At 49.0% G+C, this 25,283-nt stretch carries 23 protein-coding genes and 1 tRNA gene; 14 read left to right on the top strand and 10 right to left on the bottom strand.

All coding sequences use genetic code 11. The features are described 5' to 3' along the window. The first annotated feature begins 154 nt into the window (after positions 1–154). The 6 genes from AWQ24_RS06180 to AWQ24_RS06155 all read left to right on the top strand — a co-directional run bounded on the left by AWQ24_RS06180 (position 155) and on the right by AWQ24_RS06155 (position 6,491). Positions 155–655, top strand: a complete 501-nt coding sequence (locus AWQ24_RS06180) for a cupin domain-containing protein (protein WP_065716287.1) — start codon at positions 155–157, stop codon at positions 653–655. Positions 656–742: 87 nt separating this feature from the next. Beyond that, positions 743–1,822, top strand: coding sequence for a CIA30 family protein (locus AWQ24_RS06175; RefSeq protein WP_065716286.1), 1,080 nt, complete (start codon positions 743–745; stop codon positions 1,820–1,822). A gap of 148 nt (positions 1,823–1,970) precedes the next feature. Further along, on the top strand, positions 1,971–3,245 hold the full coding sequence (locus AWQ24_RS06170; protein ID WP_065716285.1) for a hypothetical protein: 1,275 nt from the start codon (positions 1,971–1,973) through the stop codon (positions 3,243–3,245). After that, the gene (locus AWQ24_RS06165) at positions 3,242–4,234 is read left to right on the top strand and encodes a pentapeptide repeat-containing protein (protein WP_012306841.1); all 993 of its coding nucleotides are present in this window, start codon (positions 3,242–3,244) and stop codon (positions 4,232–4,234) included. Before AWQ24_RS06170 ends, AWQ24_RS06165 begins: the two co-directional genes overlap by 4 nt. Positions 4,235–4,801: 567 nt before the next feature. Next, a complete protein-coding gene (locus AWQ24_RS06160; protein WP_012306840.1) occupies positions 4,802–5,131 on the top strand; it encodes a hypothetical protein in 330 nt (109 codons plus the stop codon). Between the two features lie 163 nt (positions 5,132–5,294). Beyond that, on the top strand, positions 5,295–6,491 hold the full coding sequence (locus AWQ24_RS06155) for an FtsW/RodA/SpoVE family cell cycle protein (RefSeq protein WP_065716284.1): 1,197 nt from the start codon (positions 5,295–5,297) through the stop codon (positions 6,489–6,491). Positions 6,492–6,630: 139 nt separating this feature from the next. Here AWQ24_RS06155 and AWQ24_RS06150 read toward each other — a convergent pair whose 3' ends face one another. Continuing rightward, complete coding sequence (locus AWQ24_RS06150) at positions 6,631–6,927, bottom strand: hypothetical protein (protein ID WP_052349601.1); 297 nt, start codon at positions 6,925–6,927, stop codon at positions 6,631–6,633. Between the two features lie 19 nt (positions 6,928–6,946). Beyond that, positions 6,947–9,685 (bottom strand): valine--tRNA ligase, encoded by a 2,739-nt coding sequence (locus AWQ24_RS06145; protein ID WP_065716283.1) that lies wholly within the window; start codon positions 9,683–9,685, stop codon positions 6,947–6,949. A gap of 207 nt (positions 9,686–9,892) precedes the next feature. Here AWQ24_RS06145 and AWQ24_RS06140 point away from each other — a divergent pair, with 207 nt between their 5' ends. Then, on the top strand, positions 9,893–10,501 hold the full coding sequence (locus AWQ24_RS06140) for a hypothetical protein (protein ID WP_065716282.1): 609 nt from the start codon (positions 9,893–9,895) through the stop codon (positions 10,499–10,501). On the opposite strand, the gene wecB is transcribed toward AWQ24_RS06140, so the two are convergent. Beyond that, a complete protein-coding gene (gene wecB / locus AWQ24_RS06135) occupies positions 10,488–11,600 on the bottom strand; it encodes a non-hydrolyzing UDP-N-acetylglucosamine 2-epimerase (protein ID WP_065716281.1) in 1,113 nt (370 codons plus the stop codon). The genes AWQ24_RS06140 and wecB overlap by 14 nt on opposite strands. Positions 11,601–11,753: 153 nt before the next feature. After that, positions 11,754–12,125 carry a hypothetical protein gene (locus AWQ24_RS06130; protein ID WP_012306834.1) on the bottom strand — a complete coding sequence of 124 codons (372 nt, stop codon included), beginning with the start codon at positions 12,123–12,125 and terminating at the stop codon, positions 11,754–11,756. 673 nt (positions 12,126–12,798) lie between these two features. On the opposite strand from AWQ24_RS06130, the gene AWQ24_RS06125 reads away from it, so the two are divergent. Beyond that, positions 12,799–14,157: a type IV pilus twitching motility protein PilT gene (locus tag AWQ24_RS06125; protein ID WP_065716280.1), complete on the top strand. Its 1,359-nt coding sequence runs from the start codon at positions 12,799–12,801 to the stop codon at positions 14,155–14,157. Between the two features lie 53 nt (positions 14,158–14,210). Continuing rightward, on the top strand, positions 14,211–14,420 hold the full coding sequence (gene psb35 / locus AWQ24_RS06120; protein ID WP_065716279.1) for a photosystem II assembly protein Psb35: 210 nt from the start codon (positions 14,211–14,213) through the stop codon (positions 14,418–14,420). On the opposite strand, the gene AWQ24_RS06115 is transcribed toward psb35, so the two are convergent. Then, a complete protein-coding gene (locus AWQ24_RS06115; RefSeq protein ID WP_012306831.1) occupies positions 14,417–15,856 on the bottom strand; it encodes a hemolysin family protein in 1,440 nt (479 codons plus the stop codon). The genes psb35 and AWQ24_RS06115 overlap by 4 nt on opposite strands. 39 nt (positions 15,857–15,895) lie before the next feature. Next, positions 15,896–16,588: a hypothetical protein gene (locus AWQ24_RS06110; RefSeq protein ID WP_065716278.1), complete on the bottom strand. Its 693-nt coding sequence runs from the start codon at positions 16,586–16,588 to the stop codon at positions 15,896–15,898. Positions 16,589–16,670: 82 nt separating this feature from the next. Here AWQ24_RS06110 and AWQ24_RS06105 point away from each other — a divergent pair. Further along, positions 16,671–16,743, top strand: a tRNA-Ile gene (locus AWQ24_RS06105). Positions 16,744–16,860: 117 nt separating this feature from the next. On the opposite strand, the gene AWQ24_RS06100 is transcribed toward AWQ24_RS06105, so the two are convergent. Further along, positions 16,861–17,277, bottom strand: coding sequence for a hypothetical protein (locus AWQ24_RS06100; RefSeq protein WP_052349607.1), 417 nt, complete (start codon positions 17,275–17,277; stop codon positions 16,861–16,863). 93 nt (positions 17,278–17,370) lie between these two features. Between AWQ24_RS06100 and pyrE the strand changes: the two genes are divergently transcribed. The 3 genes from pyrE to AWQ24_RS06085 all read left to right on the top strand — a co-directional run bounded on the left by pyrE (position 17,371) and on the right by AWQ24_RS06085 (position 19,213). Further along, positions 17,371–17,967: an orotate phosphoribosyltransferase gene (pyrE, locus tag AWQ24_RS06095; RefSeq protein ID WP_012306828.1), complete on the top strand. Its 597-nt coding sequence runs from the start codon at positions 17,371–17,373 to the stop codon at positions 17,965–17,967. Positions 17,968–18,115: 148 nt separating this feature from the next. Beyond that, positions 18,116–18,547, top strand: coding sequence for a hypothetical protein (locus AWQ24_RS06090; protein ID WP_315862329.1), 432 nt, complete (start codon positions 18,116–18,118; stop codon positions 18,545–18,547). A 39-nt stretch (positions 18,548–18,586) separates the two neighbouring features. Beyond that, a complete protein-coding gene (locus AWQ24_RS06085) occupies positions 18,587–19,213 on the top strand; it encodes a triacylglycerol lipase (RefSeq protein WP_062433543.1) in 627 nt (208 codons plus the stop codon). An 82-nt stretch (positions 19,214–19,295) separates the two neighbouring features. Here the strand turns inward: AWQ24_RS06085 and AWQ24_RS06080 are convergent, their stop codons facing one another. Beyond that, positions 19,296–20,528: an LL-diaminopimelate aminotransferase gene (locus tag AWQ24_RS06080; protein WP_065716276.1), complete on the bottom strand. Its 1,233-nt coding sequence runs from the start codon at positions 20,526–20,528 to the stop codon at positions 19,296–19,298. A gap of 1,039 nt (positions 20,529–21,567) precedes the next feature. Between AWQ24_RS06080 and AWQ24_RS06075 the strand changes: the two genes are divergently transcribed. Next, positions 21,568–22,554, top strand: coding sequence for an RNA polymerase sigma factor, RpoD/SigA family (locus AWQ24_RS06075; RefSeq protein ID WP_012306824.1), 987 nt, complete (start codon positions 21,568–21,570; stop codon positions 22,552–22,554). Positions 22,555–22,803: 249 nt separating this feature from the next. Here AWQ24_RS06075 and AWQ24_RS06070 read toward each other — a convergent pair whose 3' ends face one another. Beyond that, the gene (locus tag AWQ24_RS06070; protein WP_065716275.1) at positions 22,804–24,087 is read right to left on the bottom strand and encodes a TldD/PmbA family protein; all 1,284 of its coding nucleotides are present in this window, start codon (positions 24,085–24,087) and stop codon (positions 22,804–22,806) included. A gap of 76 nt (positions 24,088–24,163) precedes the next feature. Beyond that, complete coding sequence (gene queA / locus AWQ24_RS06065; protein WP_065716274.1) at positions 24,164–25,240, bottom strand: tRNA preQ1(34) S-adenosylmethionine ribosyltransferase-isomerase QueA; 1,077 nt, start codon at positions 25,238–25,240, stop codon at positions 24,164–24,166. Positions 25,241–25,283: the final 43 nt, after the last annotated feature.

Genomic DNA, 25,283 nt, shown 5'->3' with positions numbered 1-25,283 from the left:
TCAGAGTTTATTTTTAGGTATTTTGTCTTACTGCCTGAAATGATCAATTAAAAATATTTTTAGCTTGTTTGATCTCTGTGATCGGGCGCTATCTGAAGTCAAACAAAATTCGAGCTAATTTTCACGTTCGTTTTCACTAGGGGATTTTTAATTTATGACTTTGACAGCGGCAGCCGTAATTGAATATTTGGGCCTAGAACCCCATCTGGAAGGGGGCTATTTTCGGGAAACTTACCGCTCAACACTCTCCATGGCCACCGAAAGACCGGGAGGCGATCGCCAATTGTTAACCTCGATTTACTATCTGCTCAGTCAATCGCGGCCCATGGACTATCTGCACCGCAACCAATCGCCAATCATGCACTATTTCCACGGCGGTGCGGCGATCACCTACCATACCCTTTCTCCGGAAGGCCAGTGGCAGACCACAAAGCTCGGCTTTGACTTGGCGGCGGGAGAAGTGCCCCAACTCCTGGTACCAGGGAGCTACTGGAAAACGGCCATTTTAGAAGCGGGCGAATTTGGTCTTTTGGGGGAAGCGGTGGCCCCAGGATTTGACTACCAAGATTTGGAAGTTGCCCAGGGGTCAGTGCTCCAAGAACTTTATCCGGAGCATTGGCCGCAACTCAAAGCTTATATTCATCCGAGCCATTAACGAAAGGAAATCATTGCCTCGTTTTGGCGATCGCCCAGGGAAACCCGTTACACTTTGGCTAACGGATCGGCAACCGAGGGAAACACAATGGCAATTTGGGATTTCGGTCGCTTTATGCAGACCCTTATTCAGTTCGATGTTATGCCGGGGAGTCAACTGATTAAGCCTTGGTTGGGTCAAGAAAACGTGGCAGCGGATAATGAAACATTTGGAGGCAGCGCCCAGATGGGAAAAATTTTAGTGGTGGGTGGCGATCGCCCAGAAAATCGAACCCTTGTGCAAGCTCTTTTGGATCGTAGTTACCAAACCCATTGGGCACAAGATGCTGATGAATCTCTAGGTGGCGCGGCCATGCTTATTCTTTGTGCTGATCTCGCCGCCACAACCAGAGACTCTCTCCTCGCCCAGGTGAGCCAAGATCCCCAATGGCGATCGCCCCAGTGGGAACTGTTTAATTTTCGCCAAGCGACCCCTGCCCTCGCCCAACTGTGGGGGGCAGTAGACGACGTGGTGATGGGAGGTGTTAGCCAAAGTCAATTGCGGTTAACCCCGACTGGGGCGCTATTTACAGGTAATGTCTCCACCGATAACAATGGCGGTTTTGCGTCGGTACGCACCAAAAGTTTGGCAAATCCCTGGGATCTATCTAAATATGCGGGGTTCCGGCTCCGGGTAAAGGGCGATGGCCAACGCTACAAATTTATTGCCCGCTGCGAAAACCGTTGGGACGGCATTGGCTATAGTTATTCCTTTGAGACCACCGCAGATCAGTGGTTGAGCGTGGATATTCCGTTTAGCGAACTTGTGCCTGTTTTTCGGGCCAAATCCGTACCGCAAATGGGGCAATTTCAAGCTGACCGGGTCTATGCGTTGCAGTTGATGCTCAGTAAGTTTGAATATGATGGGCAACTCAATCCCAGCTTTCAGCCGGGGTTATTCCAACTAGCCATCGAGGCGATCGCCGTTTATGGTGGTGAACCTTTCCCCCAAATTATTGCCCTGAGTCAAACCACCGCCCCCCAGGAAGCGCTCCAGGAAACGGGGCTCCCCTATTGTCTAATCCATTGTCCCCAGGGTTTTACCGCAGAAAATTTGCAAACTGTGATCAATGTCATTGGCGATCGCCAAGCCGTTAACCAAATTATTACCTGTGCAGCGTCACAGTAACCAACAACTGGCCACCCATGGCAAAGAATTGCGGGGTATCCGGTTAGATATTTAGCATAAACAAGTAAGATCGAAAGCATAAATACTTTGGCTGCCTTAATCCTGTCCCCTTAAACGCTGGTTTCCCGTGGGAATTGTTTCTCAACCTATGACTCCCCCTGTCTCTCTCCAAGCCATCATTCGAGAGTTAGAACAACACCCAGATGCCCAACGCATCAAAAAGTTGTTAATTTATACTGCTGTCAATCGGTGGGAAAGTAATCCCCAGTTACTCCAACGTCTCTCCCTGGAGCGCATCGTCAAAAAAAATCTTGACCAGTTCTTGAGTTTCAAAGAACTCCAGCGGGCCTTTAGTACCTCTGTCAGTACCCTCAGTCGGCCTGCTACCTATGGTCGCCTTGCCAACGACATCTTGACCCAGTTAAGCCCCCTCTACGAAAGCGAAGATCAAGATCTTTCGACGGGTATTGTTGCTGCTGGCCAGAATAGCCACCAAAGCATTACAGAAATTCACCTAGAAGTTGCGGTGCAAACCCTCGAAGAACACCGCGAGAATATTCGCATCAAAAAATTGCTCTATGCCCTTTGTTTTAAGCGTTGGGAAAATAGTTTTCAGGTTTTAGAAGAATACAGTTTGGCTAACCTGTTACGCCAAGTCGTTGTTAACTACCCCACCCGCAACCAATTTGAGACGATCCTGCGCAAATTAGTGTCTCTGCTTAACCGCCAACAAATCTATGGCCAATTGGCTGATGTAATTCTTGGGGCGATCGCCCCCCTATACAAATCTGGTGATTCTGCCACGGGTTTAACCCAACCCACCGCAGACCCCCCAGCGCCAGTTTCCACCCCAGTGGTGCCGCCCCCTCCCCCTGCCCCAAGTCCAGCACCAGAGTCTGTGAACTATAAGCAGACCATGGCTTTTAATATTGACGAGCTCCCCATTCCCAAGCCTGCCAAGTCGATGGATCTTGATTTCAGTGAAAATCAAACCCTGGCGCTAGATCCAGAGACCCAGATGACCCAGACGATGTTGCTCAACACCGGCCCCCCTCGACCAATGCCGGCCCCTACGCCTGCTCCAGTACCGAAAAAAAAGCATTTTGCGGCGGCTCTCAACATCTACGAACTTAAGCTGGAGGTGATGAAATATGCGAATCCCCTCCGCACGAAAATTTTGCTGTTTTCCGTCGTCCATCATCCTTTTGACCTCAGTGGCAAAGACTGGTCAATGTTGCGTACCTGTGATTTTGATGAGTTATTATCCGAAGTGCTGCGGGATGCCTCTAGTCTCAAGGCCCTGGAAATCAAACTTTCGGCGATCGCCCGGTCACTCTTTGACGCCAACGAACATCTCCAGGCCGCCGGAGCCATTGTTCAAGCCGTGACGACTTTCACCAATCCCCCCGTCCATGACCTATGACCCCCCAAGAACTCATTGCTAAATATGCGCTTGGAGAAACCCATTTCCCAGAAGCCCAACTCGATGGCGCGAACTTTTGGGGGGCAGATCTCATCGGCATTAATCTCCAGGATGCTGACCTCCACAACGCAATTTTGATTTTTGCCTATCTCAGCCGGGCCAATCTAAAACAAGCCAATTTCATTAATGCCAACCTCAGCGGCGCTAACCTCAACCAAGCCAATTTAACCTTGGCAGAACTTCATAACGCTGATCTCCATGGTGCTGTTTTAATTGGTGCTAACTTAACCAACGCCGACCTGACCCTGGCAAATTTACTCGACGCCAACCTGATGGGAGCAGATCTCCGGGGGGCAGACCTAAGCGGAGCGAATCTTTCTGGGGTCTGTTTGCGGGAAGCCAATCTTCGGGAAGAAAAGCGAGTTTATAATTCCAGTCTGCGGGGCACCATCCTCCGGAAAGCCGATCTACAGGGGGCAAACCTCCAAGGTGCCGACCTCGCCCGGGGCGAATTAAGTGGTGCCAACCTCAAGGGTGTTAATTTCCGACGGGCCGATCTCCATGAAGCCGATCTCAGTGGGGCCAACTTAGAAAACGCAATCTTGACCGAAGCGAATTTGATTGGGGCAAACCTCGTTAAAGCTAATCTCAAAAATGCGAAATTTGAGCGGGCGTTGATGGAGGATGCTGATCTTCGCCTAGCCAATCTTACCTGGGCTAATCTTCCTGGTGCCCGCCTCAATCGCGCCAAACTCAATAAAGCCAATTTGACCAATGCCCGTCTCAACCGGGCGGATCTCAGTCGCACCAACCTCTCCCAGGCCAAATTAATCGATGCTGAAATGATTGATACTTACCTTGCCCGCGCCAATCTGATGGGAGCAGATTTAACCCGGGCGAACTTGATCCGTGCTGAAATTAGCAGCACAAATCTTGCTGGGGTCATTCTGACTGGGGCGATGATGCCCGATGGCTCTGAACACCGCTAGGCTAACAACCAATTACGCCAACACATAAAAAAACCAGCCTAAGCTTCAGGGCTGGTCAGTTTGAGCTTGCTGTATGAGAGGAGAAACTCAATGTCAAGACGGCGCATGGTACTTTGCCGACAGATCCACTGGAATGGAAATCTGTAAAATCTTGGAGTGAGCTTTGTTAAAAATTGTAACAAGCACCGTCGATTTTTGCAACATTTCTTTACAGATGGCGTAATTTTTTGTCCAGGCCTTGATTTCAGATCTGGCGATCGCCAGCAAGATTAATCACGGAGAAATTGATTCTCTTAAAGATGAGTTGTTTTATTTTTGATGTGAGAATAGATATTTAAGTCCTAGAGAATAGGTAATTATACTCAATTGTTTTATCTAAACTTTTCTTTCTTTGGCGATCGCCTTTGGTTTTTCAGTTGATAGGATGAAATTCCATTCTTCAAGACGTTCTGTGTTTGGAATTGTCTTTGGGAATGAACAGATAAAACAACATCAAATCTTAAATAATTGTTTATTGTTTGCCAGATCAATAGACATTACAGAATTAATCAGCAGGAACAAATGAGTATGAGGCATTATTGCGACGAGTGGATTCAAGAGTGGTGTGATGGCAATGGCTGGACAGATCCAACGTTAGTCAGTACCAATTTTTATTGGGCTTTTCCGCCAAATGGCGTGATGCCCGAACCCATTCCTGGAGAAATTCTCCGCCTCATTAAATCGGAAAAAGGTTTTACCCAAGATGAAAAACGTTGGTTGGCTTTTGCCGCCGGGGTGACCTTAGTTTCAGGTATTTTTACTTATTATTGGCATTGCCCTTTACCGTTGGTGATGGCCTTTGCCTTTAGTGCTGTCACAGCGGCACGTTTGGAGGTTGAAATTCCGGCAACGGCTTAGGAAAAAAAAGAGTCATTTCTCTTGAATCGGTATTTGTCACCCAATAGCCTACGGTAAGCAATATCAAAAATTCATCAATAAGTTTGCAAAAAAGTCCAGGAGAAGCAACCCTAGGATCGAGCATCCTTTGCGATAATAGGGAAGCATTTTTTACCCTTAAAACGTGTTGGCTAACAAAGATCTCCTCCACCATTTTTTGACGTATTTTACTGAGGTTAAGCATTGGGCCTTGGAGGCAAGGTTGTTGCGATGGTTGACTTTGTTGTGGCTTGGGCTTGGATTAGTCACCCTCTTTTCCGCTTCTTATCCGGTGGCAGCCGTCGAAAATGGTGATGGTTGGTACTATGTCAAGCGGCAAATCGTTTGGGCGATCGCCGGTTTGATCTGTGCTGGGGCGATCGCCCGCGTCCCCCTGAAAAAAATTCGCTTGATTTCGTTCGGCGGTTTAATAATTTCTTTTGTACTCATTCTGCTGACGATTGTCGGTTTTGGTCGGGGCAGTGAAGAATGGGGCGCTTCCCGTTGGATTGGGATTGCCGGATTTGCCCTACAACCCTCGGAGTTTGCAAAGCCTTTTTTGGTCTTAGAAGCCGCAAATGTCTTTAGTCGTTGGCGTCAGTTAAAAATTTGGCACCGAGCTGTTTGGTTGAGCTTATTTGCTGGGATTTTATTGGCAATTTTGAAGCAACCCAACCTAAGTACCACCGCCCTTTGTGGTATGACGATCTGGTTTATTGCCTTGGCCGCAGGTATTCCCTGGCTATTGCTGGGGGGAGCCGCTGGTGTCGGGGGATTGGCGGCCTTAGCGAGTATTAGTGTTAATAGTTATCAACGGGAGCGATTGACGTTTTTCCTTGACCCTTTCCGCGCTGCACGGGATGAAGGTTACCAGTTGGTGCAAAGTTTGCTGGCGGTTTCCTCCGGTGGTGGTTGGGGCTTAGGCTTTGGCGAATCCCAGCAAAAGTTATTCTTTCTGCCTATTCAACACACGGATTTTATTTTCGCGATTTTTGCAGAGGAATTTGGTTTAATTGGCTCTTTGGGACTATTGGGGTTACTCTTCGCCTATGCCTCTTTGGGGAGTTATGTGGCTTGGCGATCGCCTGTGCTCCGTCACCGACTGATTGCCATTGGGGCCACCTTTATTCTCATTGGTCAATCTTTGCTCAACATTGGCGTGGCAACGGGAGCTTTACCGACGACGGGTTTACCCTTGCCCCTCTTTAGCTATGGTGGCAGTTCAATTATTTCTAGTTTGATGCTGACGGGACTTTTGGTGCGGATCGCCAGGGAAAACGGCGAAGCAACAGTCATTTCCCTCGCAGAACGACGGCAGCAGCGACAAGAAAATCCAACATAAACGCTCAACATTGAACGAACCAATCAGGAGTCAGACAATTTCTGTTCCAGGGCTTCTAGCTGCTCTCGGCGTACCTCTAGTTCGAGTTGACGACGGGTAAAGTCTTGGCTTTGGGCCGTCATTTCTTGCCGCCAAGTTTCTATTTTTTTTGTTCTTGCTGGACAAACTCCGGGGTGATTTTGCCTGGGACAAAATAATGGTGCACCACATTCAAGAGCCAGTCCGTCGCGTCTTGGATGCTGGCCAATTGTCGCTGTTTATCAAGTTGAATTAAAACCAGTGCCCCCACAGCAAATTCCGTTTGGGAATAAACCATGGAGGGGCGATCGCCTTGGTCATGGATGAGCCAACTCCCGTCAGGCTGCTCTTGCGCCACAAACACAAGTTGAAGCTGAGTCGATTGGGGATGACGTTGAATTTGAGCAAGGTGACGCATCACAGGTAAAGGAAACGCATTACTGAAGTCGTTGTAAACGTTCCGTCAAAATAGATTGTTGTGCTTCAGCTTCGGTAAGGGCAGACCGGGCACCTTCGATCACCTCTGCTGGAGCTTTATTGACAAAGCCAGGGTTATTCAAACGTCCACTGAGGGATTGAATTTCCTTATTCACTTTTACGAGATTCTTCTCTAATTTTGACCGCAGTGCAGGAATATCGACAAGGCCTTCGAGGGGAATTAAGACCTGAATCGTCCCCACGACTCCGGCGATCGCCTGTTTGAGGGCATTATCGACGGTATTGGTCAATTTTAAAGTTTCTACCTTGGCTAATTTAAGAATATAGGCTTCCCCTTTCGCCAAGATGTTGAGTTCCGTTTCCGTTTCACTTTGGAGGATCACGGTGACCGTTGCCCCCGGTTTAATGTCCGCTTCTGCCCGCAGGTTCCGGATCGTGCGGATGGCTTCGATGAGCAGAGCAAATTCATCCTCTAGGGAGGTATCGACTAACTGATCATTTTCGGCGGGGAAAAGCTGCGTCGCGAGGAATGTTTGGCCGTCCGCTTGGGTAAGGGTCTGCCAAATTTCCTCGGTGATGTGGGGCATAAAGGGATGGAGTAATTTCAGAATGTCCTCTAAGACCCACGCCAAAATCTGTTGGGCAACGGTGCGGGAAGCTTGATCTTGCGCTTCCTTGGCATAGAGACGGGGTTTGACCAGTTCGATATACCAGTCGCAGAAATCGCCCCAGATAAATTCGTAGAGGGCTTTGGCGGCTTCCCCTAAGCCATACCCTTCGAGGTTTTTGTGGGTGTCGGCAATCACTTGGTGCAGACGGGAGAGAATCCAGCGATCGCCTAATTCGAGATCCTGCATTTCAGGACGACCCAAATCGGTGGGGGTTTTCCCATCGAGGTTCATCATCACAAACCGCGCCGCATTCCAAAGCTTATTGGCGAAATTCCGGGAGGCTTCTACAGACTGGGATTCATCGGTTTTGCGGTCGTATTGCAAACTGATATCCTGACCTGCCCCAGCGACCTCACGGATCAGGGTATAACGCAACGCATCCGTCCCGTAGCGATCGCACATCAGCAGGGGATCGATGCCGTTATTGGCAGATTTCGACATTTTTTTGCCATTTTCGTCTCGGACTAGCCCGTGAATGTAAACATCCTTAAAGGGAATTTTTCCGGTGAAATGGCTGGACATCATCGTCATCCGCGCGACCCAGAAAAAGATAATGTCAAACCCCGTCACCAGCACGCTATTGGGGAAATATTTCTGGAAATCTTCGCTATTGTCGGGCCAACCCAAGGTCGAGAAGGGCCACAAGCCAGAGGAAAACCACGTATCCAACACATCGGGATCCTGTTCTAGCTGGCAATCTTCGCCGTATTTGGCGATCGCCTTTTGTTTCGCTTCGGTTTCATCATGGGCAACGATAAAGGGCGTGTGATCCTGAATTTCGCCATTGGTTTCACTAACCACATACCACGCCGGAATTTGGTGGCCCCACCACAACTGCCGCGAAATACACCAATCATTCAGCTTCACTAACCAATCCCGATAGACCTTACGCCACCGTTCCGGCACATAGTTCGGTTGATTGTCCTCATCCAAAAAGGCGAGGGTTTTCTCTGCTAGGGGGTCAATTTTGACAAACCATTGGGTGGAAAGGAGTGGTTCTACGGGAACCTTCCCGCGATCACTGTGGGGAACACTGTGGCGATAATCCTCCGTTTTGACCAATACACCATCCTCTTTTAATTTGGCGACAAGATTTTTCCGCGCCTCAAAGCGATCCTGTCCTGCAAACATCCCCGCATTTTCATTTAACGTACCATCGCGATTCATGATGTTAATAAATTCGAGGTTGTGGCGTTTCCCCATCTCAAAATCATTCGGATCATGGGCGGGCGTAACCTTCACACAACCTGTCCCAAATTCAGGGTCTACGTGCTCATCGGCAAACACCGGAATTTCCCGCCCGACAATCGGCAGCGTTAACGTTTTTCCAATTAAATTTTTATAGCGTTCATCATTGGGATTCACCGTAACGCCCGTATCACCGAGCATCGTTTCTGGGCGAGTCGTTGCCACTTCCACATAGCCACTGCCATCGCTCAATGGATAGCGGAAATGCCACAGATGTCCGTCTACTTCTTTGTTTTCCACTTCGAGATCGGAGACGGCGGATTGAGATTCGGGACACCAGTTCACCAAATAATTGCCGCGATAAATTAAACCTTCTTCGTAGAGGGTAATAAAGGCTTTTTTAACGGCTTCGCAGAGATTTTCGTCAAGGGTAAAACGCTCCCGCGTCCAGTCGGCGGAGAGTCCCAGGCGTTTAAGTTGGTTGACGATCGCCCCACCAGATTCTGCTTTCCATTCCCAGGCTTTTTCGAGGAATTTTTCGCGACCGAGATCGTAACGGGTTTTGCCTTCGGCTTTAATTTGTTTTTCGACGAGGGTTTGGACAGCGATGCTGGCATGGTCTGTGCCGGGGAGACAGAGAACATTTTCCCCCTTCATGCGGTGATAACGAACGACAGTATCGATCAGGGAGGTATTGAAAGCGTGGCCCATGTGCAACTTGCCCGTGACGTTGGGGGGCGGAATCACGATGCAAAAGGGATCGCCTTTTTTCTGGGGGTCGGCCCGAAACACTGACCGTTCAAACCAAGTCTGTTGCCACTTATTCTCGGTGTTGTGGGGATCGTACTGACTGGGAAGATTGGGGATATCGGTAGTCATTGGGCCGTCTTGGAGAAATAAAAAAACTTGAGAGCTGCTTCATTGTAAATCGATCTTCGCCCTAGATTGTGCCATGCTGGGTTAGTTCTCCCCAAATTTGTTTGGGGACGGCGATCGCCTAGGATGTTAATCGGCAAATTTGGCGCGACACCGAAACACGGAACAATGTGCTAGAAGGAAGATGAGTTCGCACTATATCTGAACAAGATGGCAAAGAAAGAATATTTTTTATATGGTGGTTTGTTCCTGGCTGGGGCAATTTTGACGCCAGCGGCAGTTGGTTTATTCGGTCAAGGCGATCGCCCCGCTGAAACAACGGAAACAGCCGCTAATGAAACCTTTGGCAATGGCGACTCCGAGCCAAGTTTTATGGCCGACGAACCCACTACGGCCACCTTTGCCGAAAACGACAGCCGCGAACAGATCCTCAAAGATTACGAAACGGTCTCCCCCGAAGCACTCCGCAACATTCCGACGGCGATTCCCCAGTACGCCACCAACCAGCCTTCCGTGCCGCCCTATCCCAACTATTGGGCAAATATCAGAATTCCAAACTTCGCCAGTCAGCCCCTCAACCCCAATCCCAGTGCGGGTCAACCCAGTGGGCAAACAGCAGGCGATCGCCCCCCTAACAATGTCGCCAGCGTACCGACCCTCGATTCGCAAACACCCCCAGACGCTTTTCAGCCTGACCCAGCAACGTCCGCCCAGGAGAATCCTAATTTCCAGGGCCAAGACACGATCCAAGCCCCAAGCTCTGTCAATCTCCGGGATTTTGTGAACTCCGCTCCGGCCCGGGAGCTTACGCCGCCCTAGCTTGCAGAAAATCACGCACAATTTGCAAGATTTGCGCGGAACTGGTGCCATCCCCAAAGGGATTTACCGCATTGGCCATTTGCTCATACTTTTCCCGGTTTGTGAGCAAGAGTTGGGTCGCTTGGAAAATATTGTCCTGGGCGGTACCAATTAATTGGGCCGTACCGGCGGCGATCGCCTCTGGTCGTTCGGTATTTTCTCGCAAAACTAACACCGGCTTACCCAAGCTCGGTGCTTCCTCCTGGAGCCCCCCGGAATCCGTGAGTACCAGATAACTCCGTTGCATCGCCCCGACTAACTGCGGGTAATCTAGAGGTTCGGTGAGAAAAATTTGGGGATGTTGGCCTAGGATTTGCTGAATTGGCTCCCGAACCGTGGGGTTGCGGTGCATCGGTAATAAAATCGCCACATCTGGAAACGCCGTAACAATCTTATGTAACCCCTGCAAAATGTCCTGGAGCGGTTCACCCCAATTTTCCCGGCGGTGCACCGTCGAAAGAATCACCCGTTGCCGTTCCCAATCTAAACCGGGAATGTCACAGGGGGGATTTGCCGCTGCGACGGCTAAAAGGGCATCAATCACCGTATTCCCTGTGCAATAGGTGCCCCCTAAAATGTCCGCTTTTTTCAGGTTGGCGATCGCCTGGGGAGTCGGTGCAAAATGCAACTGAGCAATCTGAGAAATTAGGCGTCGGTTTGCTTCCTCTGGGAAAGGATTCATTAAATTATCCGTTCGTAAGCCCGCTTCCACATGACCTACCGGAATCTGCTGATAAAACGCCGCTAAAGCTGCCGCAAACGCCGTCGTTGTGTCCCCTTGCACCAGCACCATATCCGGGGATAACTTTTGGTAAATCGCCTGTAAACCCGCCAAGCTCCGGCAGGTAATGTCCGATAAGGTTTGTCCCGGTTGCATAATTTCGAGATCATCATCGGCCCGTAGATCAAACCACTGCATCACCTGATCAACCATTTCCCGGTGCTGCCCCGTCAAAATCACATGGGTTTTAAAATCAGACTGCTGGCGAAATTGCCGGATCACAGGCGCGAGCTTAATCGCTTCCGGGCGGGTACCAAGAGTGATACAAACTGAGGGCATAAAACACTCACCAAAAGATCTTATCCATTCTACAGATTCCCTTGCCGGTCACGAAAAAACCCGGCAAATTACCGGGCAGACACAAGCATCTTTTTTTAGATCACTATGAACTTTGGAAAACTCTAATCAACGAGGCAGTGTACAGGTGTGCCTCTAACTAACTTCACAGGTTAAAGGGCAGGCTGCAAAAATAGAATCCGATGCGACCTCTGCATTTCCATGGAGCCAAGTTAACCAAGTCACTTCTTGGGGGTGAACTCCCTTGGCTGTTAGCATTGCCGCTGCGACCAAAATGCCCATCAAGGTGCCGCCAATAATCGTTCCGGCAACAACGAGCACTGCACTAACCGGCAAAATAGACTGGAGCACAATGGCCATGAGCGAACCAATGGTCATCATTAAAACAACAATTGGAAAACCGACAACCAAAAGGCAAACCAGTAGCGTAAAACTCCAGATCAAAAAGCTTTTTAATAGTACAGATAGGTAAGCTGAATCCCAACTGCGCGTCGATGAGTAGTCCATAATCTGTCCCCTCCCAGGGATATGTTTAGTTGTCAAAAAACTTAAATGGAAGCATCAATATTTCTGGGTGTTGATGCCCTTCGATAGTAAATAGTATAAACAGGAATTAGGTGAAAATGAGAATCCCTTTACATAAATTAATTTCTAAAGCTTTTTTTATGGTAGAAATTCAAGGAAAAATATCGAAACCACTGATTATTCAAGTCTTTTGCTCCCTCTAGGTCATTAGAAATAGTTATTTATACTCAGGTAATAAAAAGCCGTTTCTGGACTGCTATTAAACGCTTTTTTGTCGTCAAAACTTTGCCCTAGCACCTGAGATTCTGTTACATTAATTCACATCAAGTCATGGGTATTTATGCTCGGTTTAAAAGAGATTGTTTCCCCCTTGGGGACTGCCCCAGAAAACAGTAGAAATGTTGTGGCAAAAGATCCCTAGATAGAGCTGGAGATTGTGTTGGTGGCAAATCGTTAAAGATGAAGGGCGCGATCTTTGATTTTTGGGTCAAGACAAATGGCGATCGCCCGCAGCATTTCCCCTTTAGCAGAGCGAAGATTTCAAGTTACCATAGGGAAAGTCAGCCAATAAATTTAGGCAAAATTCCCCGGTTAAACCCACACAACACCAGGGTGTCCCCTCATTTTCAGTCCCCTCCATTGCGGAAAGATACCTATGAGTGATTCCATGCCTCCGAACCGTTCTGCGGGCTCCCGTCCTCCCGTTCCCCCTGCCAGCGAGGCAACCCAAATTATCTCTGCACGGCCCCAACCTGCTGTTTCGGCGGATGAAACACAAATTGTGATGCCCCAACAGCGGCGTCCCCAGCCCACGGCCCAACCCAAACAACGTCGCCCGGCCTCTCCGCCACCGCCACCGCCGCTGCAACGGATGCCGCCGCCACCGCCTTTACCTACGCCACCTCGACAATATTTAGGGGCCAATGCCGAACGAATTCCCCAACGGGGGCCAGGGCAACCGAGTTTAAAGGAACTGGTCACCAGGGCTCACAAAGAAGGATTTTCTGATGTGCACCTTGGGGTCGGGGAAGTGCCTCGGTATCGTGATCGGGGGGAAATGGTGATCACTGAATATCCGGTGACTGACCAAGATACGTTTTATGCTTGGCTGCATGAAGTGCTTAAACCACAGGAAATCCAACGCTTTAAGGACACCCTTGATTTTGACGGTGCAACCCAATACGAGTTCGCGCGGGTGCGGATCAATATTTTTGATTCTCTAAATGGCCCCTCTTTGGTCTTGCGTTTGATTCCACTCAAAATTTTGACCATGGAACAGTTGCGCCTACCACCCATCTTTAAGAATATTTCTGATGCAGAAAAAGGCCTCGTTCTGGTTACAGGGCCAACGGGTTCGGGTAAATCCACAACCATGGCGGCAATGGTAGATTACATCAACAAAACCCACCCAAAGAACATCATCACCATTGAAGATCCGATTGAATTTGTTCACCAAAGTCGGAAATCTCTAATCAAGCACCGGGAAGTGGGGATGCACACCCTAAAGTTTGATAATGCGCTCAAAGCGGCCCTCCGGGAAGACCCAGACATTATCCTGGTTGGGGAAATGCGGGACAAAGAAACGGTGAATACCGCCCTCAAAGCCGCCCAAACGGGGCACCTTGTCATGGGAACGCTCCATACCAACAGTGCGATTAAAACCATTGAACGGATTCTTAATCTCTACAGTGCAGATGAGCAGAATGCGATGAAGGTGGCGATCGCCGAATCCTTGGTTTCTGTTATCGCCCAAGGTCTATGCCGTACCACCGATGGAAAGCGGGCGGCTTACCATGACATTTTGGTGAATACCGAAACCATGAAAGATTACATCGTCAGCGGTCAGTACGACAAAATGCTCGAATTGATGCAAAATGGTGAATTTGATGGCATGGTCACCATGAATCAGTCGTTGTTTAACCTCTACCAAGAAGGCCGGATTACAGAGGAAATCGCCCTAGAAAAATCGCCGACGCCCAACGAAATGGCGATGATGCTCCGGGGACGGATCTAGGCAGAGACCCGTTTCTTGGTAAGCTTGTAACGAATTGTAACGATCAAGAAGTTATGTCCGATTTTCATTCCCTCTTTTTGGCAGTTGCTGGCCAACCCTTTCCTTTATACTTCACCCTCGTTTACGTGGTGGGCTTTGTGGCGGCGGTATCCATTGGTCTGATCGCCTTTTTTAATTCCAAGCGGCCTTCGGGTTGGGAAGATGCCAAACGCCCGGATCTGATTCCAGATTTGCAGAAAAAAGAGTCCCAGGATCAGTCTTAGTCGGTTCCGCCGCTGGGTTTAAAGTCGGGGCCAAGGATTTCTTCCATGTCTGGATGATCCTCTGGCTCTGGAGGAAAATCAAATTCGGCGATCGCCTCAATATCAGAGGGGTCGCGGGTGATCTTGACCTGTTGGAGGCGGGGGCCATCAATGCCCATCACTTGAAATTTCAGGTCTTCAAAGTGAAAGACTTCACCCGTTTCTGGGATTTTTTGCCATTGGTAGAGCAAAAAGCCACTGAGGGTTTGATAATCGTCGGTGTAGGGCAATTCAACATTTAGCAAATCATTGAGTTCTTCGAGATCAATTTGGGCATCGACCAGGAAAGTCTGTCGATCTAAAGCTTTGAAATGGAGTGGCGCATTGGGATGACTGTCGAGTTCATCGCCAATAATTTCATTAATAATATCTTTGAGGGTGACAAGCCCGGCGGTACCCCCAAATTCGTCTACTACCATGACCATCGGTTGTTTGGTGCGCTGCATTTTCGGCAAGAGGTCGGCGATCGGGGTACCCTCGGCGACGAAGGGAATAGGCTTTACCCAGCGATTAATGGCCGTATTGAGATTCATCCCCCCGGCGGCTAGGGGTTTAGCAAAATCCCGGAAGCGCACAAAACCGACAATGTCATCGATGGATTCTCCATAAACGGGATAGGCGGAGTGATTGGTCTGGCTGACTTTTTGCAACAGTTTGCCGAGGGTCGCGCCATTGGCGATCGCATGGATTTTGGTGCGGGGCGTCATAATTTCTTCGGCAACCACATCACCAAATTCAATGACATTACTTAAAAGCTCCCGTTCCTCCGCCTCTAGGCCCATGGATTCTTGTTCGGTGGTGATAATCAGTTGGAGTTCTTCTGGTGTCAGTCGGTCATACCAAAGCCCCTGCTGAATCGGCGCAATGCCCCCAAGGCGCAACAGGAGACGGTTAGATTGATTCAAGATCCAAATAAACGGTTTAAAAATTCGGGCGATCGCCAAACTGGGAGGGGCCAACCAGCGGGCCATTTCTTCGGCATGGGAGAGGGCTAAGGATTTAGGACAGAGTTCCCCCAAGACGATCTGCAAATAAGCAATTAAGAAAAAAGCAAAAGGGATCGAAATAGAAACAGCAAAGGGTTGAATCCAGTCGTCGGGGAGAGGCAATCCCACCAAAAATTGAGCAATAACCGTCGCCATGGTATCTTCCCCAATCCAGCCCAGGGCCAAACTAGAGAGGGTAATCCCCAACTGGGTCGTCGAGAGGAGGCGTTCCAAGCGGGACTGGAGGGCTTGCACCATCTTGGCCTGGAGATCCCCCTCCGCAATTAGTTGACTAATGCGCGATCGCCGCACCGAGACAATCGAAAATTCTGCGGTCACAAAAAAAGCATTAATTGCGATCAACAACAACACAGACAATAATCGGACTAAAATTTCACCGCTCGATAACATGGAATTGCGCTATAACCCTTGCAGGCGTACTGTTTCTACCTAACGTATCACTGGAATCTGAGAAAGTTCTAGGGAAATTTCCCGGTCTGGATAGTCCTGAAGTTGGAGCGACAGGGTTTGCGTCTCATCCAGGATCACCGCCGGAATCCGGATGGTGCCAGCATACTTTTGCCGATTTGCAGGGATTTCGTTGGGGAGACCGTCCATTTGGGTACTTAACAATCGTCCCGTTTCGGTTTTAATTTCAAGGAAGTTATACAAAAAATTCACCGCTTCCTGGCCATTATTTTGCAGATTTACTTCCATGAGCCAATCGTTGCCAGAAAGTTGGCCGCTTACAATTTCTAAAGTGACATCGTCTGCACTGGTGCTGAGGGGAAAGGTTTTTTGGTCGGCGGTTTCTGCAGGTTGTTCCTCAATAAAGGCGTCCTTTTGCGGTGCTGCTGCCGGGGTGGCCTTTTGGAGTTCCTTTTCTTGGGCCTGGATCTGATCGTAAACAGACACAATAATTGATCGCTCGGACACAAATTCTAAATTTTCGGCGGGATCTGCTTCACCATTATCGGGCTGACGGCTACGAATCAGTTGCTGACTCGGATTTCCTTCGGGCTGCTTGACACCTTTTAGGGCTTCGTAACCGACGGTAAAGCCATAGAGGGCACTCACGGTTCCAGCACCAAACATCGCCAGTAGGAGCAGGAAAGTAAAAGCCAGGGTCGTTTGAAACTTCATGGGCGATCGCCGAGGGAACAGTTAAGGAAAAGAAGAAATTGTACTATGATAGCCTGTGGGCAAAATCGCCCCAACAAATTTGCCAGGGTTGGCCGAGCGGTTTAGGCAACGAACTCATAATTCGTCCCAGGCAGGTTCAACTCCTGCACCCTGGACTTTCAGATAAATTTTCGAGCTTCAAATTTGCAAATTTAAGGTTGCGAAAAAAAACGCCCCAAAGGCGATCGCCTTTCGTTTGGGAGCATTACCGCTTGGGTGAATGTTATTGCGCCCTAATAACCCATGTTGTAGTCGAAGGCAGCTTCCGTTTGCAGGGAAGAGTTAAACGGATTCGGCAAATCTTGGGTGCGCAGCACCGGGTCACTGTCTACCTGTTGCAACAAAATATCCCGGTAAAGAATATCGATTTTCTTGATATCTCGTTTTGCCCGTTGTTCGGGATAGCCTGCCCCATTCAAGCCAAAGGGAGAAACACCAAAATAATCATTGAGTACTTGGCCCGTGCTAAAGCTCGCAAAGGTATCCTGCAACTCGTAGTAGAGGGCGCGGGTAAATACATCATTTGTATGTTCTGGGTAAGTGGGGTATCTTCCCTCTAGATACGTTTGGGCGATCGCCCCTTGGCCAATTCCCTGTACCGCCGCACCTACCACAAAAACTGTGGTTAAATGATGAAACCATTTTTTCATGGCATTACATCCATAAGTCAAATCTTTACCAGCATCTTTGCTCACAAAACCCAATTGGTCAAGTTTTCTCTGTACTGAACTTCATATACAACCATGCCTGCCCTTTCTGACCTCCTGACCGCTGATCAAGCCACCCTCAGACAAACACTCCTCAATCAAATCGCCACAGATGCGTATAAAGAAGGCGACTTCACCCTCTCTTCCGGACAAAAAAGCACCTACTATATCAACGGTAAATTGGTCACCCTCACCCCAATGGGAGCGCTCCTCATCGGTCGTCTGATCCTTGCTCAGCTCGATCAAGACGTTGCTGCTGTCGCTGGTTTAACCCTAGGGGCTGACCCGATTGTTAGCGCCGTCAGTGTTGTGTCAGCCTACGAAAATTGTCCCATTCCGGCTCTGATTATTCGCAAAAAAGCAAAGGGCCACGGCACCCAAGCCTATATCGAAGGGCCATCCCTTACCCCAGGCGCGAAAGTGGTTGTCCTTGAAGATGTTGTGACCACGGGACAGTCCGCCGCCCAAGCCGTTGAGCGTCTCCGGGATGCCGGTTACCAAGTAGAAGAAATTATTGCCCTTGTTGACCGTCAGCAGGGAGGGGCCGAATTTTACGCTAGCCAAAATCTCAAATTTTCTAGCTTGTTTACGATCACCGAAGTACAAGCCGCCTACCGCGCTTTAAATGCTTAGTCCCAGACATTGAATCTAATCAAAGTCCTCACTCAATCTGGTGGGGACTTTGGGAATTGGCCCCTGCGTAATGTTTGGTAAATGCTCCCTTGGCTAGGTTGGTGCGGCAGTGCTATGACTGAGGCAAGTGGCCATGGTGGAGCTTAGGATAATGGCGAATCGCTACCCGACACAGATCAACGCCCTTTGGATGGCTTTTCTTTTGGGAACCTTGTTTCATACGGACTTGGGATTGATGCCTCTGTTCCACGACCAGGCGGTGGAGCATTCCCATGCTGGAGGTAACCTAGATCTCGTTTTCGGGTTTATGCTTTTTTTCTTCACCATCCCCATGATGTTGATCATTTTGACGACTTTCACCAATAGTAAAGGGTTTCGGCGACTGCATTTTCTGGTGACTGTATTATATTCAGTGCTAAATGTTGGCCATTTGATCGCAGACATTGTGGTGCAAGCTCCCTGGTATCAGCTTGTGTTGATGACGTTACTCCTGGGGATTGGTCTTTTATTGAATTTGGTGTCGTACCAGTGGCTCCAAAAACGTTACCATCGGATCAGAAAAACAATTCCTGCCGCCTAGGGTTTTTGTGTTGTGAGCGGCAATTGTGCAGTGTAATCAATGAAAATTTTATGTATTCACGGCCTCAGCCGGACGCCCTTTTCTCTCCTGGGGTTAGCTCAATATTTGGAGCGCCATGGTTGGGCAACGGAGCAATTTGGCTATTTTGCGGCCACGGAAAGTTTTGAACAGATTGTGGTACGGCTTCGCCAAAAAATTCAGGCGATCGCCAAAACCGGAAAATACAGTATCGTGGCCCATTCCTTGGGAGGAGTCCTGACGCGGGCTGCCCTCACTTGCCCGAAAACCCCAGACCCAGAACATGTAGTGATGTTGGGCACCCCGAACCAACCACCTCGTTTAGCGGCTTGGGCTTGGCAATTGCCTCCTTTTCGCTGGTGGACAGGCCAATGTGGGTTTAATTTAACAGATCCGGCTTTTTACAAAGCTCTCCCCAATTTAGATGCACCCTACACGGTGATTGCTGGCGTTGGTGGCCCCAGGGGGAGCTTAAGTCCATTTGGCGAAGAATTTAATGATGGCATTGTTGCCTTAGAAGAAACACGCCTTTCTCCAGCAGATCCTGTGATCCAATTACCGGTACTGCACACTTTTATGATGAATCACTTGCCCCTCCAACAGACTGTCCGCGACATTTTGCGCCCCCACTCTCCCGCGTCTTGGTGAAGATAAAAAAAGACGCACTCCGGTGCGCCTCAAAAGATCAACAGCAAATTTTTTAACTCAACGTTTAGAAATTACTAAATTCCTATTGGAATGCCGTTGTGATCCGTTTCATTGCTTCGAGCACGTTTTCACGGCTATTGAAAGCAGAAATACGGAAATAGCCTTCCCCAGCGGCCCCAAAGCCAGATCCAGGGGTACCAACCACATTACAGTTGATCAAGAGCTTGTCAAAAAAGTCCCAACTCGATAAACCAGCAGGGGTTTTGACCCAGACATAGGGCGCATTCACGCCGCCATAGACATCAAAACCAACCGCTTGGAGTTCCCGACGAATAATGGCCGCATTTTCCAAGTAAAAATCGATCAGTGTTTTGATTTGGGCTTGACCCGCTTCGGAATAAACGGCCTCTGCCCCCCGTTGGACGATGTAAGAAACGCCGTTAAATTTGGTGGACTGACGGCGGTTCCAGAGGCTCCAGAGTTGCACGGCTTGGCCATTGCTCGCAGTAACAGTCAGATTTTTCGGCACAACGGTAAAGGCACACCGAGTCCCTGTAAAGCCTGCATTTTTAGAGAAAGAACGGAATTCGATGGCGCAATCCTTCGCTCCTTCTAGTTCGTAGATCGAGTGAGGTAGGCTTTCGTCGGTAATGAACGCTTCATAGGCAGCGTCAAAGAAAATAATCGAACCATTGGCTTTGGCATAATCCACCCAAGCTTGGAGCTGTTCTTTCGTCGCCGTTGCCCCGGTGGGATTATTCGGAAAACAGAGATAGATCAGATCGACTTTTTCTGTGGGGATTTGGGCCACAAAGTCATTGTCAGCGGTGATGGGGATGTAAGTCAGGCCACCATATTTACCAGACTCATCGGCTTCCCCGGTATGTCCTGCCATCACGTTAGTATCAACGTAAACGGGGTAAACGGGGTCAGTGACGGCGATGGTGTTGTCTTTGCCAAAGATATCAAGGATGTTCCCGGTATCGCATTTGGCACCATCAGACACAAAAATTTCAGAGGCGTCAATGTCACAACCGCGGGCCTGGAAGTCGTGGACAGCGATTTTTTCCCGTAGCCAAGCATAGCCTTGTTCTGGGCCATACCCTTTAAAGTTGGCGCGATCGCCCATGTCGTCAATGGCCTTTGCCATCGCTTCTCGACAGGCAGCGGGTAATGGTTCGGTGACATCACCAATCCCTAATTTGATAATGGGCGCATTGGGGTTTTCTGCTAGAAACCCATTCACTCGCCGGGCAATTTCGGGAAAGAGATAACCTGCTTTAAGTTTGAGGTAATTTTCGTTAATTCTAACCATAGAAAAATCAGGGGCAAAAGACCGTAAGACAGCTTAACCTATCATCCCATGCCCCAGGGAAGCCGCTAGATCTTTTTGGGGTGAAGAGGCCGGAAAAATTATCCATCGCTACTCACCTGACCAATCCATCGCACCGGGTTACAAAAATCGAAACGCCATCCCATCACGGCACAAATTCTGCAACCCTAGGAATAGATCTTGATCCAAAGGCGATCGCCACCTCGGTTTCCTGGACTAACAAGGACATTCTGTTATTTTTGAGAAGGATTATCAACCGTTGATTTTTAGGTGAAATCCCTGGCTTGCCAAAATACTTCTATGTTCTCCATTTCTGGCCTAAATGCCCTTAGTTTTGCCGAGATTATCTTTTTCCTAAAGGTATACAAAGCGCCTTTTTTTGAATAAACTGGACTTATTGGTCAAAAAAATATTCTTTTTCAATCTTTTAAACGGTAGTGATCATCACAAGGGATACTGCAACCATGGGCAAAAAAGTCTATCCCTGGGTGGAGTTAACCCCACCGAACTTGATCTTATTCGCGCGAGAAGATACACTATAAGAAGTGAAAAGTCTTAACTGATGGGCGTCTCCCTGTACCTCTACTGCAATAGAGGTCTTATTTTTGAGAAATGTTTTCCCCGAAAGGGCCACCCTTATCGCATTGAATAACATATTGCAACGACACTATATTTTTAATTGAGTCTGTCGATATTCCAAGTTCGGTAATCCCGCATCTTTTCCCCTTTTCAAGCTCTTGGTCAATCAAGGAGAATTAAGTATAGAACGCCGATGAATTCCCCATCCCTGAGATTTTAATGAATCGTTGAACCTTTTTCGATTGTTGCCCGTCTAAAGTAGTGAGCGCTCAATTAAAAGTTATAAAGCGTAAGAAAGTTAAAGGGTATGTCGTTTATTTTTTAGAAAAATTCTTTGTGTTCTAGATTGTGACCTACATGATGATTGTTTTGTAAAGTATCTGCCCCCCTGGGCCGCACCATATAGTTCTTCGTTCTTTAGATTTAAGGAGTTAAAGCGTAAATGCCTAAAGTAAATCTTCAACAAGCCCCCAATAACGGCAAAAGTTCTGCGGATATGGTGCGTACCTATCTCCGGGAAATCGGTCGGGTGCCCTTGTTAACTCACGAAGAAGAAATTGTCTATGGGAAACAGGTTCAGCGCCTGATGGCCCTCCAGGAAAAACGCCAAACCCTAGAAGAATCCCTTGATCGCGAAGCAACCCGTGAAGAATGGGCCGAGGCCGCTCAACTGACACCAAAGCAACTCCAACGGGATCTCCAAATCGGGGAACGGGCAAAGCGCAAGATGATTGAGGCAAATCTCCGGCTTGTGGTGGCGATCGCCAAGAAATATCAAAAGCGCAACCTAGAATTCTTAGATTTGATCCAAGAAGGCAGCCTTGGTTTAGAACGGGGTGTTGAGAAGTTTGACCCCACAAAAGGGTATAAGTTCTCCACCTATGCCTACTGGTGGATTCGCCAGGCGATCACCCGGGCGATCGCCCAACAGGGTCGCACGATTCGACTCCCGATCCACATTACCGAAAAGCTCAACAAAATTAAGAAAACCCAGCGGCAACTGGCCCAAGACTTAGGCCGGGCGGCTACCATCGCTGAAATCGCCGAAGCCCTCGAATTAGAACCGGCCCAGATCCGTGAATATTTCCGTGTTTCCCGGCACCCAATCTCCCTCGATGTCCGAGTTGGTGACAACCAAGATACCGAGTTAATGGATTTACTCGAAGACAGCGGCGAATCCCCCGATAACAACGTCACCTATGAGTTGCTCAAACAGGATTTGCGCGACCTGATCGCGGATTTGACCCCCCAGCAACAGGAAGTAATTATTCTGCGCTTTGGCCTGAACGATGGCAAAGAACTATCCCTGGCAAAAATTGGCAAACGCATGAACCTCAGTCGGGAACGGGTGCGCCAGCTAGAACGCCAGGCTTTGAATCATCTGCGGCGCCGGCGATCGCAAATTCGTGAATATCTGGTTGCCAGCTAAATTTTTTAACTTTTCACCACGACTTAGGCATTCTGAGATGGGGCATTCTCCCCATCTTTTTTTTGTCCATCTGGACGGCTAATAAAAAAGATTTTTAATATTGTTGACTTAATTTATCAACTAAGGGTATTCTAAAGATGGTGTTTTTCTCTCAAGGATGTACAGGGTGGGTGGTCCCACCTTTTTTATTGCCAAAAATGCCAGCACACAGCACTGGTAAGCACGCTTGCAAAGGCAATGAATGATTTTCTAGGCAACAATAGACAAAGATTCGAGGGCAATGCAGGGGGTATAACAAGAACCCTGCCAGCGGCGATCGCCTCCCACTTGAATAACTTGTTTGAGGGCCTCATAAACGTTGCCAGTGACCATCGTATCCTTAATCCGTCCGGTGATCTGCCCTTGTCGTACCTGGTAGCCCAGGTCAATATTGACGGAAAAGTCTCCTGAAAGGTCTGCGTCTCCTCCCAAGATTTGATCGACGACAATTGCCGTATCTAATTGCGAAATAATTGTGTTAAGACTGCCTACGCCAGGGGCAACAATCAAATTAACAAGCTCCGGGGTTGGATAGCGCCCGAGGCTGGCCCGAAATCCGTTGCCTGTCGGTCGCATCCCAAGGCTTCGACTTGTTTGGCGATCGCCGTAGATGTCTTGGGCAGAACCTTCCCGCACCAGGGACAAAGAGCGGGTCAGGGTGCCTTCGTCATCAAAGTGGCAAATGTAGGGTTTGGCGGTGGGGTCTTGGTAGAGGCTGATCTGGGATGAGGCGACCCGTTGGCCAAGGGCTTGGCTCCAAGGAGAAGACTTTTCGAGGATATTTTTCCCATTGAGGGCGGCGGCAACCGTTGACCATAGCAGGGGCGCAGCATTACTGGTGAAAATTACTGGTATTTTGCCCGTGGTGGCCGGACTATTTTGCTTCGCCCAGTGGAGACGCTCCAGAATCCTTTGTACCGTTGCCTCTGGATCGAGGGAATCCTGGGTAATATCCCCATCATAAATGCCCAAGAAGTCATCCCCCCGCACCCACTCCACCTCTAGGCCATAGCTGAGGGAAATATCGGCGGCAGTGCAATAGAGACCTTCGGAATTGACCAGGAGTGTATGGCTCGATTCGCAGTCGAATACACCGCTACAGAGAATATCGGGATAGTGATCGCGCAGTTGGGCGATCGCCGCTTTGCCTTTCTCGACTAGAGTTTCCACGGCCATGGCAGAGCCAATGGGAGGATTGATATCACGGCGCGGCTCACAGACTTCTAGAGGCGTCGGTTCCTGGAGTTGGCTCAAGGCGATCGCCTTTTCTACTAATAGTTGTGGTGCGACATGACCATAGGCCACCGCGAGCCCAGGCCGCCCTTGGTACCAAAGCCGCAGTGCCGTACCGATGGATTCAGCCGTTTCTAATTGTTTGAGACGATTCGCCTCAAAGGTGACGGGGTGGGAAACGGAACTTCCCTGGTAAACTTCCGCAAACTCGGCTCCTTGCTGGCGCGCCAGATCCAGGAGCTGCTGGGCAAAATCGCTCATAAAATTTTCCTACCGATACCCTACAAACTATAAATAACGCCACTTAGCGGAAACTTTCGATTCAATCCTAGTGTCCCTAAAAGACTTTCGCCTCAGGCAAAATGAGCATCGCATCTCCAAAGGAATAGAAACGATATTCCTGGGCGATCGCCACCTGGTAAACGTCGAGCAATCTTTCGCGCCCGATCAACGCACTAACTAGCATCAGCAAGCTCGATTTTGGTAAATGGAAATTTGTGATCAGCCCATCCACCACCTGCCACTCGTAACCCGGATAGATAAATAAATTGGTTTGTCCCTGGAAAGACTGTAATTCCCCAGGAGAAGCGGCGGCCATTCCCTCTAGCGATCGCACAACCGTTGTCCCGACCGCAATGACCCGACCGCCCTTTGCTTTCGTTTCCCGGATTTTTTTCACTGTTTCCTCCGGCACGTCAATCCACTCATAGTGCATATCATGGGCGGTGATATCTTCTACTTCCACCGGGCGGAATGTGCCCACCCCCACATGGAGGGTCACAAAGGTTTTTTCAATGCCTTTTGCTTCTAGTGCTGCAAATACCTCCGGCGTAAAATGTAGCCCTGCTGTCGGTGCCGCCACAGCTCCAGGGGTATCAGCATAAATCGTTTGGTACTGGTCGGGTTTCGCCTCAGAATCTGTCACATAGGGAGGAAAAGGTATTTCTCCAAAATCGTCTAACACAGACCAAAGGGTTTGGTTTGGCCGCAATTGAAATTCGAGTAAGCGCCCCCCTGTCTCTGGGTCTCGATCAACCACCGTTGCTTTCAGAGTTTGGCTCAAATCATGGGGCGCGGTGAATAAAATTTCTGACCCTAGGGTAAAACGTTTCCCCGGTTTCACTAAAGCCAGCCAAGTATCCGCTGAACGTTCTTCCAAGAGGAGGACTTCTACCGGAGCGCCCGTTGTCTTACGACCATGGAGCCTTGCTGGGATCACTTTCGTATTGTTCATCACCAACAAGTCATTGGGCTGTAGCCAATCAACCAGGTGGTAAAAATGCTGATGCTGGATGCTATCGGCAGAATCAAGCACTAACAGACGGGAACGATCACGGGGAGTGACAGGGGTTTGGGCGATGCGTTCCGGCGGCAGGTCATAGTCATAACTTGAAAGGCTTTGGTCTGGGTTCATAGCTCACTGAAGCGAATAAAAATCTCCGATATAATGAACACAA

It is taken from the genome of Picosynechococcus sp. PCC 8807 (assembly GCF_001693295.1).
In the GTDB taxonomy this organism is placed as follows: Bacteria; Cyanobacteriota; Cyanobacteriia; order Cyanobacteriales; family MRBY01; genus MRBY01.
This window is presented reverse-complemented; position numbering and strand designations above follow the sequence as displayed.

Coding starts and splice junctions, on each gene's coding strand:
- AWQ24_RS06180 (WP_065716287.1), top strand. CDS start 155: ATGACTTTGACAGCGGCAGCCGTAATTGAATATTTGGGCCTAGAACCC.
- AWQ24_RS06175 (WP_065716286.1), top strand. CDS start 743: ATGGCAATTTGGGATTTCGGTCGCTTTATGCAGACCCTTATTCAGTTC.
- AWQ24_RS06170 (WP_065716285.1), top strand. CDS start 1,971: ATGACTCCCCCTGTCTCTCTCCAAGCCATCATTCGAGAGTTAGAACAA.
- AWQ24_RS06165 (WP_012306841.1), top strand. CDS start 3,242: ATGACCCCCCAAGAACTCATTGCTAAATATGCGCTTGGAGAAACCCAT.
- AWQ24_RS06160 (WP_012306840.1), top strand. CDS start 4,802: ATGAGGCATTATTGCGACGAGTGGATTCAAGAGTGGTGTGATGGCAAT.
- AWQ24_RS06150 (WP_052349601.1), bottom strand. CDS start 6,927: ATGCGTCACCTTGCTCAAATTCAACGTCATCCCCAATCGACTCAGCTT.
- AWQ24_RS06145 (WP_065716283.1), bottom strand. CDS start 9,685: ATGACTACCGATATCCCCAATCTTCCCAGTCAGTACGATCCCCACAAC.
- AWQ24_RS06140 (WP_065716282.1), top strand. CDS start 9,893: ATGGCAAAGAAAGAATATTTTTTATATGGTGGTTTGTTCCTGGCTGGG.
- wecB (WP_065716281.1), bottom strand. CDS start 11,600: ATGCCCTCAGTTTGTATCACTCTTGGTACCCGCCCGGAAGCGATTAAG.
- AWQ24_RS06130 (WP_012306834.1), bottom strand. CDS start 12,125: ATGGACTACTCATCGACGCGCAGTTGGGATTCAGCTTACCTATCTGTA.
- AWQ24_RS06125 (WP_065716280.1), top strand. CDS start 12,799: ATGAGTGATTCCATGCCTCCGAACCGTTCTGCGGGCTCCCGTCCTCCC.
- psb35 (WP_065716279.1), top strand. CDS start 14,211: ATGTCCGATTTTCATTCCCTCTTTTTGGCAGTTGCTGGCCAACCCTTT.
- AWQ24_RS06115 (WP_012306831.1), bottom strand. CDS start 15,856: ATGTTATCGAGCGGTGAAATTTTAGTCCGATTATTGTCTGTGTTGTTG.
- AWQ24_RS06110 (WP_065716278.1), bottom strand. CDS start 16,588: ATGAAGTTTCAAACGACCCTGGCTTTTACTTTCCTGCTCCTACTGGCG.
- AWQ24_RS06100 (WP_052349607.1), bottom strand. CDS start 17,277: ATGAAAAAATGGTTTCATCATTTAACCACAGTTTTTGTGGTAGGTGCG.
- pyrE (WP_012306828.1), top strand. CDS start 17,371: ATGCCTGCCCTTTCTGACCTCCTGACCGCTGATCAAGCCACCCTCAGA.
- AWQ24_RS06085 (WP_062433543.1), top strand. CDS start 18,587: ATGAAAATTTTATGTATTCACGGCCTCAGCCGGACGCCCTTTTCTCTC.
- AWQ24_RS06080 (WP_065716276.1), bottom strand. CDS start 20,528: ATGGTTAGAATTAACGAAAATTACCTCAAACTTAAAGCAGGTTATCTC.
- AWQ24_RS06075 (WP_012306824.1), top strand. CDS start 21,568: ATGCCTAAAGTAAATCTTCAACAAGCCCCCAATAACGGCAAAAGTTCT.
- AWQ24_RS06070 (WP_065716275.1), bottom strand. CDS start 24,087: ATGAGCGATTTTGCCCAGCAGCTCCTGGATCTGGCGCGCCAGCAAGGA.
- queA (WP_065716274.1), bottom strand. CDS start 25,240: ATGAACCCAGACCAAAGCCTTTCAAGTTATGACTATGACCTGCCGCCG.